14 protein-coding genes are annotated in these 15,321 nt (G+C 71.8%); 5 read left to right on the top strand and 9 right to left on the bottom strand.

The annotated features are described in order from the left end of the window. Position 1: 1 nt before the first annotated feature. Genes CWN80_RS08140 through CWN80_RS08130 form a run of 3 tightly spaced genes read right to left on the bottom strand, consistent with a single transcriptional unit; the run spans position 2 to position 3,639 of the window. Positions 2-1,036: a phosphotransferase family protein gene (locus CWN80_RS08140; RefSeq protein ID WP_007924191.1), complete on the bottom strand. Its 1,035-nt coding sequence runs from the start codon at positions 1,034-1,036 to the stop codon at positions 2-4. Beyond that, positions 1,029-2,675: an AMP-binding protein gene (locus CWN80_RS08135; RefSeq protein WP_128277111.1), complete on the bottom strand. Its 1,647-nt coding sequence runs from the start codon at positions 2,673-2,675 to the stop codon at positions 1,029-1,031. The genes CWN80_RS08140 and CWN80_RS08135 overlap by 8 nt, the downstream gene beginning before the upstream one ends. Positions 2,676-2,682: 7 nt before the next feature. Next, the gene (locus CWN80_RS08130) at positions 2,683-3,639 is read right to left on the bottom strand and encodes a cyclase family protein (protein WP_007924193.1); all 957 of its coding nucleotides are present in this window, start codon (positions 3,637-3,639) and stop codon (positions 2,683-2,685) included. Positions 3,640-3,776: 137 nt separating this feature from the next. Here CWN80_RS08130 and CWN80_RS08125 point away from each other — a divergent pair, with 137 nt between their 5' ends. Next, entirely contained in the window at positions 3,777-4,685 is a 909-nt protein-coding gene (locus tag CWN80_RS08125) for a TetR-type transcription factor C-terminal domain-containing protein (RefSeq protein WP_007924195.1), read from the top strand. A gap of 92 nt (positions 4,686-4,777) precedes the next feature. Here the strand turns inward: CWN80_RS08125 and CWN80_RS08120 are convergent, their stop codons facing one another. Genes CWN80_RS08120 through CWN80_RS08110 form a run of 3 tightly spaced genes read right to left on the bottom strand, consistent with a single transcriptional unit; the run spans position 4,778 to position 8,266 of the window. After that, positions 4,778-6,196: an MFS transporter gene (locus CWN80_RS08120; protein WP_007924196.1), complete on the bottom strand. Its 1,419-nt coding sequence runs from the start codon at positions 6,194-6,196 to the stop codon at positions 4,778-4,780. Further along, positions 6,193-7,566 carry a M20/M25/M40 family metallo-hydrolase gene (locus tag CWN80_RS08115; protein ID WP_128277110.1) on the bottom strand — a complete coding sequence of 458 codons (1,374 nt, stop codon included), beginning with the start codon at positions 7,564-7,566 and terminating at the stop codon, positions 6,193-6,195. Before CWN80_RS08115 ends, CWN80_RS08120 begins: the two co-directional genes overlap by 4 nt. A 25-nt stretch (positions 7,567-7,591) precedes the next feature. Further along, complete coding sequence (locus CWN80_RS08110; protein WP_007924199.1) at positions 7,592-8,266, bottom strand: TetR/AcrR family transcriptional regulator; 675 nt, start codon at positions 8,264-8,266, stop codon at positions 7,592-7,594. Between the two features lie 124 nt (positions 8,267-8,390). On the opposite strand from CWN80_RS08110, the gene CWN80_RS08105 reads away from it, so the two are divergent. The 4 genes from CWN80_RS08105 to CWN80_RS08090 all read left to right on the top strand — a co-directional run bounded on the left by CWN80_RS08105 (position 8,391) and on the right by CWN80_RS08090 (position 12,481). After that, positions 8,391-9,680, top strand: a complete 1,290-nt coding sequence (locus CWN80_RS08105; protein ID WP_007924201.1) for an acetyl-CoA C-acetyltransferase — start codon at positions 8,391-8,393, stop codon at positions 9,678-9,680. A 34-nt stretch (positions 9,681-9,714) separates the two neighbouring features. Beyond that, positions 9,715-11,052, top strand: a complete 1,338-nt coding sequence (locus CWN80_RS08100; RefSeq protein ID WP_007924202.1) for a 3-oxoacyl-ACP reductase — start codon at positions 9,715-9,717, stop codon at positions 11,050-11,052. Then, positions 11,052-11,897, top strand: a complete 846-nt coding sequence (locus tag CWN80_RS08095; protein WP_007924203.1) for a MaoC/PaaZ C-terminal domain-containing protein — start codon at positions 11,052-11,054, stop codon at positions 11,895-11,897. Before CWN80_RS08100 ends, CWN80_RS08095 begins: the two co-directional genes overlap by 1 nt. 119 nt (positions 11,898-12,016) lie before the next feature. Next, complete coding sequence (locus tag CWN80_RS08090) at positions 12,017-12,481, top strand: hypothetical protein (RefSeq protein WP_007924204.1); 465 nt, start codon at positions 12,017-12,019, stop codon at positions 12,479-12,481. Here CWN80_RS08090 and CWN80_RS15550 read toward each other — a convergent pair. The 3 genes from CWN80_RS15550 to CWN80_RS15370 all read right to left on the bottom strand — a co-directional run bounded on the left by CWN80_RS15550 (position 12,473) and on the right by CWN80_RS15370 (position 15,287). Beyond that, complete coding sequence (locus tag CWN80_RS15550) at positions 12,473-13,849, bottom strand: GH1 family beta-glucosidase (protein ID WP_192899851.1); 1,377 nt, start codon at positions 13,847-13,849, stop codon at positions 12,473-12,475. The genes CWN80_RS08090 and CWN80_RS15550 overlap by 9 nt on opposite strands. Before the next feature lie 8 nt (positions 13,850-13,857). Further along, positions 13,858-15,000 (bottom strand): MFS transporter, encoded by a 1,143-nt coding sequence (locus tag CWN80_RS15545; protein ID WP_238148129.1) that lies wholly within the window; start codon positions 14,998-15,000, stop codon positions 13,858-13,860. A gap of 149 nt (positions 15,001-15,149) precedes the next feature. Next, positions 15,150-15,287, bottom strand: a complete 138-nt coding sequence (locus CWN80_RS15370) for a hypothetical protein (RefSeq protein ID WP_156811703.1) — start codon at positions 15,285-15,287, stop codon at positions 15,150-15,152. Between the last annotated feature and the right edge of the window lie 34 nt (positions 15,288-15,321).

Genomic DNA, 15,321 nt, shown 5'->3' with positions numbered 1-15,321 from the left:
GTCAGGCGTCGCGGGCGGAGTCGAGCAGGTGGGGCACGAGCGGGCCGAGCCGCTCGAATCCCTCACCGACCGTGAGCCCCTCGTCGTGCCGGTGCCGGATGCCCTCGAAGATCGCGGCGACCTTGTACAGGGCGAAGCCGACGTACCAGTCGAGGCCGGAGAGGTCGAGCGTGGAGACCTCGGCGTAGGCCGCGACGAGCTCGCGCCGGTCCGGGTAGCCGGGCACGTCGCCCGGGTGGGCCGCCACGGGGGAGTCCAGCCCACGCATGCCGTCCCACCACACGAGCGTGGAGGCGACGTCGGCCAGGGGGTCGCCCCTCGTCGCCATCTCCCAGTCGAGCACGGCGTCGATCTGGTCGTCGGGGCCGACGACGACGTTGTCGAGCCGGTAGTCGCCGTGCACCAGTCGGGTGCGCTGGGTCGTGGGCAGGCTCCGCCGCAGGCACCGCGCGACGTCCTCGAAGTCCCCCAGCAGCGGCGAGCCGACGGCCGAGACCTGACGCAGCCAGGTGTCGAGCTGGCGGGAGAGGTAGCCGTCGGGCCGGCCGAGGCCGGCGAGCCCCACCTCGTCGGGGACGACCTCGTGGAGGTCGGCGAGGCACCGCATGAGGTGGCGGGCGAGCCGCCCCGGCTCCGGCACCGCGGCGAGCTGCTCCCGATCACGCAGGACCTCCCCTTCGGCGAAGCCCATGACGAAGAAGGGGGTGCCGAGCAGATCCTCGCCCTCCGGCCCCGCGAGGTGCACAGGGCGGGGGACGGGGACGGCGGTGGGGTGGAGCGCCGAGATCATCCGGTGCTCCCGCCCCATGTCGTGCGCCGTCTCGAGCGCTGCCCCGAGCGGGGGCCGACGCAGCACCCAGCGCCGCTGCCCGTCGGTGAGCAGGTAGGTGAGGTTGGACCGTCCCCCGGAGATCAGCGACGCCGTGAGGGGGACGTCGCCGATCTCCGGTACGTGCCGGGCGAGGTACGGCGCCAACCGACGGAGGGGGAGCCCCGGCAGGTCCTCGCCGGCGACGGCGATGGTCGGCTCAGCCACGCAGCTCACGCCGCAGGATCTTGCCGGTCACCGTCTTGGGCAGCTCGTCGAGGACCTCGACCTGACGCGGGTACTTGTAGGCGGCCATGCGCTCCTTGCAGAAGGCGATGATCTCGTCGGGCTCCACCTGTGCGCCCGCCCGGGTGGAGACGAAGGCCTTGACCGTCTCGCCGCGCTTGTCGTCAGGCACGCCGACGACGGCCGCCTCACGGACGGCCGGGTGCTCGGCGAGGACGTCCTCGACCTCGCGCGGCCACACCTTGTAGCCCGAGGCGTTGATCATGTCCTTCTTGCGGTCGACGATGAAGATCCAGCCCTGCTCGTTCATGAAGCCCACGTCGCCGCTGTGCAGGGCACCGCCGGGCAGCGAGGCCCGGGTCTCCTCGGGCTTGTCCCAGTAGCCGGCGACGACCTGCGGGCCCTCGGCCACGATCTCGCCGATCTCGCCGAGCGGCAGGTCCCTCCCTTCGTCGTCCTGGATCCGCACGATCGTCGACGGGACCGGTGCCCCGACGGACAGGGCGCCGGATGCCGGGTCGATCGGCGACTGCACGCCGAAGGGGGTGAGCGTCATCGGGCTCGTCGTCTCGGTCAGGCCGTAGGCGTTGTGGACCTGGCGGCCGGTGACCTCGTGGAAGCGCCGCTCCGCCGTCGGGGAGATGGGCGCGCCACCGGAGTAGACCGTGTCGAGCGAGGCGAAGTGCTCCGGCGTGACGTCGGGGTGGTCGAGCAGTGCGTTGAGCGCGGTGATCGCCCCGATCGTGCACGTCGGCCGGTGGCGCTCGAGGGTGTCGAGCATGACGCCCGGCTCGAAGCGGTAGGCCAGCACGAGCGGCATCGGCGCGAGCAGGCTCAGCGCGATGTGCCCGATGAGTCCGGTGATGTGGAAGAGCGGCGCGATGGCCAGGACCGACCCGCCGGGCGCAAACATCGCGCAGTCGCGGTAGACCATCGCGGTGAAGACGACGTTGCCGTGCGTGTTCATCGCGCCCTTGGGGCGGCCGGTCGTGCCGGACGTGTAGGTGAGGAAGGCGATGTCGTCCGCGCTCGGGCTGACCGGTGGTGGCACCTCGCCGCGGTGGCGCGCGATGAGCTCGGCGAGGTCGCTCGTCCCCTCGTGCCGCGCCCGGCTGCTGCCGGCGAAGAGCCGCTCGTCGGCCTCGGTCTGGTGCTCGAGCTCGCTCGTGGTGAGCACCAGCTGCACGGGGGAGTCGGGCACGACGTGGCGGGCGACCTCGTCGTAGAGCCCCTCCTGCGACAGCAGGACGCGCGCGCCCGAGTCCTCGAGCAGGTAGCGCAGCTCGCGCTCGCGACTCATCGGGTTGATCGACACGAGCATCCCGCCCGCCTTCCACGCGGCGACCATTGCGATGACGAACTGCGGGATGTTTTGCAGGTACACCGCCAGCCGGTCACCTGCGGCGAAGCCCTCGGCGAGCAGCCCGACGGCCAGGGCGTCACTCATCTCGTCGAGCTCGCGCCGCGAGATCACCCCGTCGAAGTAGCGGATGGCGTCGCCGTTGGGGTCGGTCTGCACGCCGGCGCGAAACATCTCCAGGGCAGAGGTGTGCTCCGGGTCGAGCGTCTCCGGCATCTCGCCGTAGAGCCCCAGCCAGGGCTTGTCGTCGTAGGCACTCATCCACGCCTCACTTGATGACGATCGGGTTGACCGGCGAGCCGGAGCCTTGGTGCACCTTGAGCGGGGCCGCGGCGTAGAAGACGTCGTAGGCGCCGTCCGCGGCGCAGTCGGCGGCGAGGTCCTCGAGGTCGACGATCTCGGTGAAGGCGATGCCGAGGTTGCGCATCAGGGCGTTGTGCAGCGTCAGCGCGACGCCGGTCTCGGGGTCGGTCGTTACCTCGTTGGCGATGGTGTCGGTGACGAGGTTGGGGATCTCCATGTCGGCGAACCACTGGACGAGCTCGGAGCTGTAGATCAGGCCCGGCTCGCAGAAGTCGTCGTAGAAGGCGGCGCCGAGCTCGTGGAAGCGGGCGAGGTAGTTGGTGCGGATGAGGATGATGTCGCGCTTGCGCAGTTCGACGCCCTGTTGCGCGGCGCACGCGAGCAGGTCCTCATGGGTGTAGGTCTCGGCGGAGTCGAGGCTCCCCTTGCCACGGTAGCGGGCCATGTCGAGCAGCACCGCACGGCCGACGACACCGCGCTCGGCGATGGGCTGGACGCTGGCCTTGTCCATCCCGCCGACGGTGGTGCGGGCGTCGTAGCCGTTCCACAGCTTGCCGCCGTACCAGACGTGTCCGAGGGCGTCGTACTGCGTCGACCCCTGGAGGAAGGCCTCGATCTTGTCGTCCGCGTAGTGCAGGCCGCCGGGGAAGACCGGCGCGTCGTCGCCGTCCCAGGTGGACTCGTCGAAGATCTGCGTGCGGGTCGCCGGCTCGCGGCTCGGCCACACCGGATCCCCCTTCGGGTCGCCGATGAGTCGCTGGATCGGGAAGACCTTGCCGCTGCGGATCAGGCCGGCCGCCGCGATCACCTGCTCCGGGCCGAGGTAGTTGAGCGAGCCCACCTCGTCCTCAGGGCCCCACTTGCCCCAGTTGGTGGGAGCGTCCTTGAGCAGGTCGGTCAGGTCGGGCGCAGCGTCGGTCATGGCTCCTCCTTGAGCACAACGGTCTGAACAATCACTTGGTCGATCCGTGATGTGCCTACCGTGCTGGTAGGGCCTCTAGGGTGTCAACGACGATCTTGTTCAGTATCGCTGAACATCTGGGACGAAGGGAGCCGGCCGTGGGCGTGCCCGAGGAACCGTCGCTGCACCGGGTCGCCATGGGCCGCGCGGTCCGTGATCTGCGCACGAGGCGTGGCCTCACCGTGCGTCAGCTCGCCGACCAGCTCGGGGTGAGCATCGGCACCGTCAGCGCCGTCGAAAACGGCCGTGTCGCGACCTCCACCGAGCGTGCTGTCCAACTCGCCGACGTGCTCGGCGTGCGGCCCGAGCGGCTGCTGCAGGGCGTCGCCGAGCCGATCCGCGACGAGCGGTGGCGCGTGACCGCGGGCGAAGGGGAGGCCGCCGGGGCCGGGCACTGGCGCCGCTTCGAGCCGCTCGACCTCGACCCCGCCCTGCGCGGCGCGCTCGCGTGCTTCCTCGAGCTGGGTTACCACGGCTCGACGATGCGGGGAGTCGCCGAGCGCGCCGGGCTGTCGGTCGCCGGCCTGTACCACTACTCCTCCTCCAAGCAGCAGCTGCTCGTGTCACTCCTCGACCGCACCATGGACGACCTGACCCGTCGCACCTCCGCAGCGCAGGCCGAGGCGGAGGACCCGTGGACCCGGTTCGCCCGGCTCGTCGAGTGCCAGGCGCTCTTCCACAGCCACCGGCGCGAGCTCGGCTTCATCGGGGCGACCGAGATGCGCAGCCTCGCCGGCCCGGCCCGGGCGCGCATCGCGCGGGTCCGTCGGGAGGAGCAGGCGCGCATCGACGACGAGGTGCGGGCCGCTTGCCGGGCTGGGGCCTTCGCCACGCCGCTGCCGCACGAGGCCGCCCGCGCGGTCGTGACGATGTGCACGGCCATCCCGCAGTGGTACCGGCACGAGGGTGACTCCACGCCCGAGCAGGTCGCGCAGTGGTACGTCGACTTCGCCCTCGACCTCGTGCGCTGCGACCCGGCGCTCCGGCCCGGGGTCGCCCTGACGTAGGGCATCGGGACAGGGGACGCACGTGCGGAGTCAAAGACGTCCCGCGTGTCGGGGCGCGCGGGCTGTCTCTGAGCTGCCCGCTCGGAGACGACTCAGACCTCGACGGGCTCACGTTCCCGATCGGTCGCCGGCAGTCGCGAGAGGGCGATCGCCGCGAGCAGTGCCGACCCGGCACACACGCCCCACACGGTGAGGTAGCCCGACATCGGGGCGTGCCCCGCGGCCGGGTCGGAGATGCTGCCGGTGGAGGCGAGGGCGACGGCGAAGATCGCCGAGGCGATGCAGCCGCCCACGGTCTTGGTCGCATTGGTCAGCCCCGCTGCCTCGGCGGTGCCGCCGTGGGCGGCGACCGCGGCCGCTGCGGCCGGCAGGGAGGCGACGAGGGCCCCCGAGCCCAGGCCGGCCACCCCCATGGCGAGCATCGTGTGCGCCAGGGCGGTGTGGAGCGGCAGGAAGGTCGCGTAACCGAGGGCGACGAGCCCGGCGGCGCCGACGAGCATCCACCGGACTCCCACCCAGCGTGCCGCGACGGGGGAGAGCAGCGCCCCGACCGCCATGCACGCGACGTAGAGGCCGATGAGGTTGGCGATCGCACCGGCGTCGACACCGAGCCCGTAGCCCACCTCCGCCGGGTCGGTCCGGGCGAAGGTCGACAGGGGGATCTGCGCACCAAGCACACTCATGCCGAAGAGGGCCGCGGCCAGCTGCACCGGCCACATGCCCGGCGCAGCCAGGGCCCGCACGTCGACGAGCGGCGAGTCGGCCCGCGACTCGACGCGGACGAAGGCCCACATGACGAGGCATCCCCCGATGACGAGTGCCCACGCGAGCCCGCTCGTCAGACCCTGCAGCCGGATGACGACCAGACCGCCGAGCACGAGGAGCAGCCCGCTCGAGAGCAGGGCGGTGCCGGCGAGGTCGAGCCGGCCGGTGGCCGGCGCCGACTCGTCGCGCACGCCGAGGACGATCGCCACGAGCGCCAGGGTGGTCGCCGCCGCCGGGACGGCGAGCAACCCGGTCATCCCGATCACGGGCTGGAGCGCGCCCGCCCCGAGCGCACCGATGATGACGCCGACCTCGAGGGCGAGCACGAGCAGCGCGGCCCCTCGACGCACCAGGGCGGGTTGGTCGGGGCGGTCGCGCGTGCGCTCGTGGAGGATGGCGATCTCCATCGGCAGCCACACGGTGTAGGCGCCCTGGATCGCCCAGCCGACGAGGAAGGTCCAGAAGCCCGGGGCGAGTGCGACGAGCCAGCCGCCGATGGCCGTGATGAGCGTCGCGACGATGAGCACCCGTCGGTGACCGTGCAGGTCGCCGAGGCGGGAGAGCACGGGTACGGCGAGGGCCGCGACGATGAGCTGGGCCGCCTCGAACCAGTTGACGTCGCCGTCGGGGATCGCGAGGTGGTCGGCGATGTCGGAGTAGATCGGCGTGTAGTACCCCTGCAGGACGCCGGAGGCGATCTCGACCGCCGCGAGGAAGCCGACGATCCGCCAGATGGCCGGGCTCATCCGGCCACCGCCGCAGCGACGGACTCGTGGGTGAGACCGTCGAGCAGGGTGCGGTACCACCGCACCCCGTCGAGGAAGTCCTGCACGCCCAGACGTTCGTCGTAGCTGTGGATCGACTCGCGCTGCTCGGCGCTCATCCGGAAGGGGGCGAAGCGGTAGACGCGCGGGCAGATCGTCGTGAAGTGCCGGGCATCGGTCGCCGCGTACATGACGTACGGCACGGGGACGGCCTCGGGGAAGACCGTCGTCACCGTCCGCTCGAGCAGGGCGAAGGCGGGGTCGTCCGTCGGGGAGAGCGGGCTCGGCTCGTGCGCTTCGGCGACCTCGACATCGATGGTCCGACCGACGACGCGGCGGATGCGCTCGGTCGCCGCCGCGGTCGTCTCGCCGACGGCGATGCGCAGGTTGAGCCCGGCGACGACGGAGGTCGGGTTGACGTTGATCGCCGGCGAGCCGCTGAGCGTCGTCACGGCGACCGTCGTCCGCGCGAGGGCAGCGGCCTCGGGGCCTGCCGCCACGAGGACGCGTGCGAGGAGCGAGGGGGCGCGCTCCGCGCGAGCCACGACCGGCCGCAGTGCGCGCGGCAGGTGCGGCACCAGGCGCCCGAGCATCTCGAGCGTCGCGGGGGAGACGTGCGCGGGGAAGGGGTGGCGCTCCAGTCGGGTGATGGCCGCGGCGATGCGGGCGGCGGGTCCCCCCTTCGCCGGTCGTGAGGCGTGGCCGCCGCGGCCACTGGCGGTGAGTCGAAGGGAGAGCACCCCCTTTTCGGATACGCCGACGACGCCCAGGGAGCGGGTCACGCCGGGGAAGGCGTCGGAGGCGACGGCACCCCCTTCGTCGAGCACGAACCACGGCCGCACCCCGCGCTCGCGGAGCAGCTCGACCGCGGCGAGCGCGCACGTGCCCATGACCTCCTCGTCGCTGCCGAAGGAGAGCCACACGTCGCGTGCCGGGGCCAGGCCCTCGGCGAGGAGGGACTCGACCGCTGCCATGACTGCGACGAGCTGGCCCTTGTCGTCGAGCGTGCCGCGCCCCCAGATCATGCCGTCGACGACCTCGGCAGCCAGCGGCGGGTGGGTCCACAGCGACTCGTCACCGATGGGCACGACGTCCATGTGGGCCATGAGGACCACGGGGTCGGCGTCGCAGGTCGGGGAGCCGGGGTCGGCCGGGACCCGGATCAGTAGCCCGTGGGGAGGAACGTCGACGACCTCCCCGGCCTCGTGCACCCGCGGGAAGTGCCGGCGGAGCACCGCGTGCAGCTCGACGAAGGGGGCCGGGTCTGTCCGGTCCGGGTCGTCCGAGGCGACGGTGTGGAGTCGCAGGACCTCCCTGAGGGCGGTGACGGACGGTGCCTCGGTGGTCGCCATGGCCCGACCCTACCCACGCCGGGCGTCAGGAGGAGGGGCGTTTCCAGGCGATCTTCGTGCCCGACCAGGCGAGGTCGGTGAGCCGCTCGGTCAGCTCGCCGCGAGTGAGGTCACCGGCGAGCCCGGCGAGCCAGGCATCGGCGCCGGCCCGCACGAGCCCGACGAGGGAGTGGCCCCACAGGCGGGCGGGGGCCGGGTCGTTGCCGCGGTCGACGAGCGCCGCGGAGATGAGGTCGCTGATCTGGCCGGCGATCTTGCCGGTGGCGGTGGCGACGGCCTCCGCCGCATTGCCGGACCGGTCGGAGACGACGATGGGTGCGGAGACGATGAAGCGGTAGAGCTCGGGGTCGCGCTCGACGAGCTGGAGGTAGGCGTCGATGGCCGCGCGGACGACGGAGCGGGGGTCGACGTCGAGGGCGCTCAGGCCCGTGCGCTTGGTGTTTTCGCCCAGGACCTTGCCGATGTCGCGCAGGATCAGCTCGTCGACCCGCTCGGCGACGGCCTGGTAGAGGCCGTGACGGTCGCTGAAGTGGCGGTAGAAGACGGTCTTGGAGGTGCCGGCCTCCGCGGCGAGCTCGTCCATGCCGACGGAAGCGCCCCGCGCGCGGATCGTGCGGATCGCGGACTCGACGAGCGTGCGTCGTCGCTCCTGTCGATGCGCCTCCCAGCGGGAGCTGCGGCCGTCGGTGGTGGTGCTCACAGGACGGACGGTAGCAGGTACCGCGAGTACCTGCTACCGTCCGTATCGTATAAGTGCACACTCGGGGGCGCCGGCATCCGCCCGGACCGTCCCGACTCCAACACTCACGACCAGGAGACCTGTGGTGGCTAACAACCTGCCGCGTCGCGCCGCCGTCCTCGGTGGCAACCGCATCCCCTTCGCCCGTCAGTTCGGCGCCTACGCCGAGGCGTCCAACCAGGACATGTTCACCGCTGCCCTCGACGGGCTCGTCGCGCGCTACAACCTCGGCGGCAAGCACATCGACGAGGTTGCCGGCGGTGCCGTCATCAAGCACTCCCGCGACTTCAACCTCGTCCGTGAGGCCGTCCTCGGCTCCGCGCTGGCCCCGACGAGCTCCGCCTACGACCTGCAGCAGGCCTGCGGCACCGGCCTCGAGACCGCGATCCTCGTCTCCAACAAGATCAAGCTCGGCCAGATCGAGTCCGGCATCGCCGGTGGCGTCGACACCGCCTCCGACGCCCCGATCACCGTCACCGAGTCCCTGCGCAAGAAGCTGCTCAAGGTCAACCGCGCGAAGGGCGGCAAGGCGCAGGCCCTCGCCCTCACCAAGATCCGTCCGACGGACTTCGGCATCGCGACCCCGGCCAACGTCGAGCCGCGCACCGGCCTGTCGATGGGTGACCACATGGCCATCACGGCCAAGAAGTGGGGCATCACCCGCGAGGCGCAGGACGAGCTGGCGATGAAGAGCCACCACAACCTGGCCCGCTCCTACGACGAGGGCTTCCAGGACGACCTCGTCACGAGCTTCATGGGTCTGGCCAAGGACCAGAACATGCGGGCCGACTCCTCGATGGAAAAGCTCGCGAAGCTCAAGCCGGTCTTCGGCAAGGGCGATGACGCGACGATGACCGCCGGCAACTCCACGCCCCTGACCGACGGCGCCTCCGTCGTCCTCCTCGGCTCCGAGGAGTGGGCCGCCGAGCAGGGCCTCACCCCGCTCGCGTGGTTCGTCGACGGCCAGGCCGCGGCGGTCGACTACGTCCACGGTGCCGAGGGTCTGCTCATGGCCCCGGCCTACGCCATCCCGCGCATGCTCGAGCGCAACGGCCTGACGCTGCAGGACTTCGACTACTACGAGATCCACGAGGCCTTCGCCGCGACCGTGCTGTCCACCCTCAAGGCGTGGGAGGACGAGGACTTCTGCCGCGAGAAGCTCGGCCGCGACGCCCCGCTCGGGTCGATCGACCGCGACAAGCTCAACGTCAACGGCTCCTCGCTCGCCGCGGGCCACCCCTTCGCCGCCACCGGTGGCCGCATCGTCGCCGCGCTGTCGAAGATGCTCCACGCCAAGGGTCCGGGCAGCCGCGGCCTGATCTCCATCTGCGCCGCGGGTGGACAGGGCGTCGTGGCCATCCTCGAAGGCGCCTGAGCCTTCCACCGACACACCTCCTAGGAGACATCACATGGGATTCGAGTACGGCAAGTTCGTCAGCTCCGGCCTGGGCAAGCAGATCGCCAACACCCTCGGCCTGCCCCGCCCGACGACACTGCGTCGTCACAAGGCCGGTGGCTCGCTCATCAACGGCGCGGTGCTGCTCGCCGGTCACGGTGACGCCCCCGTCGCGGCGCTGCTCACCGAGGCCCTCTCGGCCGACGGCGTCCAGATCGCGACCTCCCCGTCGACCTCGGTCGCGGGCGTCGTCGTCGACATGACCCAGGCGGCCACCCCGGCCGACCTCGAGACGCTGCGCGGCATCCTCGCCCCGGCGCTGAAGACGCTGGCCCCGACCGGTCGCGTCATCGTCATCGGCCGCCCGGTCGAGGAGACCGAGGACGTCGCCGAGGCCGCGGCCCGCCGCGCCCTCGAGGGCATCGTCCGGTCGGTCGGCAAGGAGATGCGCGCGGGTGGCACGGCCAACCTCGTCTACGTCTCCGAGGGCGCCGACGCCAACGTCGAGGCGACGATCCGCTTCTTCCTCTCCGGCCGCTCGGCCTACGTCTCGGCGCAGGTCGTGCACGTCGGTGACGCCGTCGCCGACATCGACGTGCCCGAGAGCTGGGACGCCCCGCTCGCCGGCAAGGTCGCCGTCGTCACCGGTGCCGCTCGCGGCATCGGCGCGGCCATCGCCGAGGTGCTCGCCCGCGACGGCGCGACCGTCGTGTGCGTCGACATCCCGGCTGCCGGTGGCCCGCTCTCCGCGGTCGCCAACAAGCTCGGGGGCTCGGCCCTCCAGGTCGACGTCACCGCCGAGGACGCGGGCGCCAAGATCGTCGAGCACGCGCGCTCGCTGCACGGCGGCTTCGACATCGTCGTGCACAACGCCGGCATCACCCGCGACAAGCTCCTCGTCAACACCGACGCGGACCGTTGGGGCTCGGTGCTCAACGTCAACCTGCTGTCGATCCTCAAGATGAACGAGGCGCTCGTCCCGGCCATCAACGAGGGCGGGCACATCGTCAACGTCGCCTCGATCGCCGGCATCGCGGGCAACCGCGGTCAGGCCAACTACGCGGCGAGCAAGGCCGGCGTCATCGGCATGACCTCGAGCCTGGCCAAGGACCCGCAGGTCCTCGCCAAGGGCATCACGGTCAACGCCGTGGCCCCGGGCTTCATCGAGACCGAGATGACCGCCAAGATCCCGCTCGCCACCCGCGAGATCGGTCGCCTGACCAACTCCCTGTCGCAGGGCGGTCAGCCGATCGACGTGGCCGAGACGATCGGCTGGTTCTCCTGGGACGCCAACCGCGCCGTCACGGGCAACACCGTGCGGGTCTGCGGCCAGATGATCCTGGGCGCCTGATGTCGGTCACGACCGTCAAGAGCATCCCGGCGCTCGGGCCGATCTACGCCAAGGCGGCACTGCCGGGCAAGGGTGGCGGCAGCTCGCTGCCGGACGTCACCCTGCGCCTGGAGGGGCACGCGATCGACCGCTCGGACCTGCTGGAGTACCAGCGGATCTGCGGCTTCAACAACAGCGACGTCCTGCCGCACACCTACCCGCACGTCGTGGGCTTCCCGCTCCAGATGCAGCTGATGTCCGGCAAGGGCTTCCCCCTGCCGCTCATGGGTCTGGTGCACGTCGAAAACGTCATCACGGTCCACCGTGAGATCCGCTTCGACGAGGCCCTCGACATCACCGTGCGTGCCGAGGCCCTGCGGCCCCACCCCAAGGGCAAGGTCGTCGACCTCGTCACCGAGGTGGACGTCGAGGGCGAGCGGGTCTGGGAGGGGCGCTCGACCTACCTCGCCCGTGGCAAGGGTGACGCCGACGCCGAGCGGGGGGCCCAGCCCCCGGCGATCCCGACCGGTCAGGCCGCCGCCACGTGGAGCCTGCCGGCCAACCTCGGGCGCACCTACGGGCTCGCCTCCGGCGACATCAACCCGATCCACATGAGCGGGCTGACGGCCAAGGCGATGGGTTTCCCGTCGGCGATCGCCCACGGGATGTGGACCTATGCCCGGGTCCTGGGCGCCATTGGTCCGCGTACCAGCGGCCCGTGCACGAGCCACGTGTGGTTCAAGAAGCCGGTGCTCCTGCCGGCCAAGGTCGACTTCGTCATCGACACCGATGGTGCGGAGACGGTCGCCGGGCTGCGCAGCACGCGCAAGCCGGAGATCGAGCACCTCGTGCTCACCCTCGTCTGACGAGTCGTCGACACGATGGCCCGCACCCTCGACCGGGGTGCGGGCCATCGTGCGTCCCGTGCCGTCTCGCGTCGCGTGCCGGCGGCCTCCCCGGACGATCCGTGCGAGACGATGGGGGCATGACGTCCCCGCCGCTGCCGCCACCCCCGCAGGTCCAGCAGTTCCAGCAGCCCGTGCCGGGACCCGGCCGCGGGACGATCGCCTGGGCGATGGGCCTGGCCGTCCTCATGTGCCTGCCCTTCGTCGGCAGCGTGCTCGCGAGCGTCCTCATGATCACCGTCGGCCTGTCCCTGCGGTCGAAGGGAGGGCTCGCCGCGCGCAACGGTGTCCATGCGGCCAACTGGGGTCTGACCTACCTCGTCCTCACGGTCGTCCTCGTCGGTACGCACTTCGGGCTGCTCTGGTACCTCACCGCCGACGACCCCGACGGGATCGAGGGCTTCTTCCCCTTCGGCCTCATCATCACGGCCTGGGCCCTGGTCTCGCTCTGGCACCTCGTGCTGTGCACGTGGGGCATCGTCGCGAGCGGTCAGGGGCGTGAGCTGCGCGGCACCGGCCTGCCCGTCTGGCGTGCCTCAGCCTGAGGACCGCAGGGTCCGGGTGCGGTCGCGCAGCCAGGCGTAGGAGTCCTTGGGGACCCGCTCCTGGTCGGCGCCGACGTGGACGAGGCCGAAGCGCTGCGTGTAGCCCTCGGCCCACTCGAAGTTGTCGAGCAGCGACCACACGAAGTAGCCCCGGACGTCGACTCCCGCATCGATCGCGGCGGCGACGGCCTCCAAGTGCCGGTCGAGGTATCGGATGCGCGCCTCGTCGTGGACGGTGCCGTCCTCGACGACGTCGTCGGTCGAGCACCCCGACTCGGTGACGTGCACGGGTGGCAGGCGGTCGCCGTAGCGGTCCCGCAGCTGGACGAGCACCTCGGTCAGTCCCTCGGGGGCGACCGGCCAGCCGAAGGCCGTGTACTCGTCCGCCGCCATCGGCACGACGTCGAAGGGGATGCCCTCCGGCACGCTCAGCTGCGCCTCGAGCCGGGGCGCCGCAGCCCGGGCGGCGACGGTCGCCGGTAATCCGGGTGCCCCGACGAGGGTGGGGTTGTAGTAGTTGACGCCGTAGGCGTCGAGCGGCTCGCTGATGACCGCCAGGTCCTCGGCGACGGGACCGGGCATGCCATCGCCCATGCCGTTGGGGTACTCGCCGAGCAGGATCGGCTCGGCGAAGGCGCGGTTGTGGATCGTGTCGTAGAGCGCGGCGGCGGCGACGTCCTCGTCGGCATCGCCCACCGCGTGCACGGGCGTGTGGTTGTTGGCGGTCCCGACAGCGCGCGCCCCCGCGGCCCGCAGCGCCCGGGTGGCCAGGCCGTGCCCGAGGAGGAGGTGGTGGCCGGCGGCGAGCGCCTCGAAGCCACGCGACTCACCGGGCGCGTGGATGCCGATCGCATGCCCGAAGAGGGTCGAGACGACCGGCTCGTTGACCGGCATCCACATCGCGACCCGGTCGGCCAGCCGAGCGGCGACGAGAGCGGCGTAGTCGCCGAAGCGCTCGGCGGTCTCGCGGGCCATCCAGCCCCCCTTCGCCTGGAGGGCCGACGGCAGGTCCCAGTGGTAGAGCGTGGCGAAGGGAGCGACCCCCGCCTCGCACAGGGCGTCGACCGCCCGGTCGTAGAAGTCGAGGCCGACAGGGTTGGCCGCGCCGTCACCCGTCGGCTGGATGCGGGGCCAGGCGATCGAGAAGCGGTAGGCATCGACACCAAGGCCGCGCAGCAGGTCGACGTCCTCGTCCCAGCGGTGGTAGCTGTCGCAGGCGACGGCACCCGACGACCCGTCGGCGATCGCGTCGGGCCGGTCGCAGAAGTCGTCCCAGATGCTGCGGCCACGACCACCGGCGGTCACACCCCCTTCGATCTGGTAGCTGGCGGTCGAGGTGCCGATCACGAGGTCACGGGGCAGGGGCACGGGCTCTCCTAGTCGACGGAGCGGATCTTGCGGATGAGCAGGGCGGCGGCGACACCGATGGCGGCCGCGAGGAGGTAGAGGGTGCGGTAGCCGTCGGCGTGCGTGCCGTGCCTCGCCGACCACGTGATGATCGGGCCGGCGAGTGCGGGCGCGAGGACCTGGGGCAGGGCGTTGGCGATGTTGATGACCCCCAGGTCGCGCGCCCGGTCGCCGGCCCGGGGGAGGACCTGGGTGATGAGCGCGAAGTCCACGGCGAGGTAGATGCCGTAGCCCACCCCGAGGATCACCGCGCCGACCAGCGCGGCCGGCCACGTCTGGACGAGGGCGAGGAGGACCGCGGCCGACGACATGACGAGGCCGGAGACCATGACGAAGGGCTTGCGTACGCCGAGACGGTCGGACCACATCCCGGCGACGATCGCGGAGACGACGAGGCAGGCGGCGTAGAGCAGGGTGAGCACGAGGACGCCGAGCTCGGGGTCGTCGACACGCACCGCGTCGGTGAGGAAGAAGAGCAGGTACATCGTGCAGATCGAGTTGGCGATCGTCGCGAGGAAGCGGGTGGCCCAGGCCCACGCGAAGTCGGGATGCTGCCGGGGCGAGATCCAGAAGCCCCGGAGGAAGTCCGCGACGCGTGTCGGCGGCAGGTGGCCGCGGGGGAGCGGGCGATCCATCGAGCGCAGGACGAAGGGGGTGACCGCCGCGACGACGAGCACGGCCAGGACGAGGTAGGCGCCGGTGGTGCCGGCGACGAGCGTCGCCACGCCGGTGCCGACGACGATGCCGAGGGTCTGGGTCATGCCGACGACGCCGCTCACGAGACCGCGCTGCTCGACCGGCACGAGGTCGGGCACGGCTGCGGTGAGCGCCGCGAGCGTGCCGTTGAGCCCGGCCTGGACGAGGCACCAGCCGAGCACCATGACGGGCACCGTGTCGGCGAGGGCGAGGACGACGAGCCCGAGCGCGCCGACGACGGTCCCGCCGACGAGCCACGGCACGCGACGGCCCAGCCGCGATGTCGTGCGGTCGCTGAAGGCTCCCGCGAGCGGGTTGGCGAGTGTCGACACCGCGGCGCCGATGCCCGTGACGAGGGAGAGGGTCGCCTCCTTGTGGTCGGGTGTCAGGGCGGCGGCCTGCAGCCCGAGGAGCACCTGGATCGGGCCGAACCAGCCCGGCGCACATCCCGACCCCGGCGAGCCCGAGCCGGGCGATCCACCCTGCGGGGACGGGCGTCGTCGGCTCGGCGAAGGGGTCGTGGCCGTCTGCGTCGACGACCCGTGCGGGCTGCATGGAGCGCATGCTACTCGCCGGTAGCCCCGCTCGGGTAGGTGTGGCTGCCGGTGATCGCCTCGATGACCGCGGCCACCGCGGGCAGGCCCTCGCTGCCGGCGCGGTGGACGAGGTGGTGGCGTCGCCCGAGGGTGACTCGACCGTTCACCTCACGGCTGTGGTGGCTGTCACACCCTGCCGCC

Source organism: Janibacter hoylei PVAS-1 (assembly GCF_004025845.1).
In the GTDB taxonomy this organism is placed as follows: domain Bacteria; phylum Actinomycetota; class Actinomycetes; order Actinomycetales; family Dermatophilaceae; genus Janibacter; species Janibacter hoylei.
This window is presented reverse-complemented; position numbering and strand designations above follow the sequence as displayed.